Origin of the sequence: Bartonella sp. CB10SXKL, from assembly GCF_042195515.1 — a bacterium.
Classification (GTDB): Bacteria; Pseudomonadota; Alphaproteobacteria; order Rhizobiales; family Rhizobiaceae; genus Bartonella.
Genome location: NZ_JBHION010000113.1, coordinates 1 through 719, shown reverse-complemented (window position 1 = coordinate 719; position 719 = coordinate 1). Strand labels below are relative to the sequence as shown.

At 40.5% G+C, this 719-nt stretch carries 1 protein-coding gene; it reads left to right on the top strand.

Annotation, left to right across the window (positions count from 1 at the left end):
- A partial coding sequence (locus ACFIK3_RS09725; RefSeq protein ID WP_375676636.1) for a tyrosine-type recombinase/integrase occupies window positions 1–719 on the top strand: 719 nt, incomplete at both ends.

The window sequence follows — 719 nt, the reverse complement described above, 5'->3', positions numbered from 1 at the left end:
AAGCGTAAAGATGGAGGTGCTCAATGGATTTACCGTTTTACCATTCATGGGCGGCGCCGTGAAATGGGCTTGGGTGCTTTAAGAGATGTTTCTTTAAAACAAGCCCGTGAATGTGCAATGCAATGGCGTGCTGTTTTACGTGAAGGGCGTGATCCTATTAAAGAACGTAATAAACAAAAGCGTGAGGCAATAAGTAATCTCCATTATTTAAAAGATATTGCTTTAGATGCTTTTGAAAGTCGTAAAGCTGAATTAAAAGGTGACGGTAAAAATGGAAATTGGTTTACACCTTTACGCCTTCATATTCTTCCCAAGTTAGGCTGTTTACCCGTTTCAGAGATTACCCAAACAGAGATACGCAATACCCTTGCCCCCATTTGGCATACAAAAGCTGGAACAGCCCAAGCAGCATTGATACGTCTTAATCTTTGTCTCAAACATGCGGCTGCCTTGGGTTTGAATGTTGATTTACAAGCAACAGAAAAAGCACGTGCTCTCTTAGGAAAACAACGTCATAAGATCACTAATAGACCAGCAATGGATTGGAAAGATATACCAGCTTTTTATCAGTTCCTCTGTAAAACACAAAACATAACACATCTTGCTTTGCGCTTGCTTATCCTTACAGGGGTTCGCTCTAACCCTTTACGTCATATTCATAAAGATCAAATTGATGGGGATATATGGACCATACCTGCTGAGAATATGAAAGGAAAGCG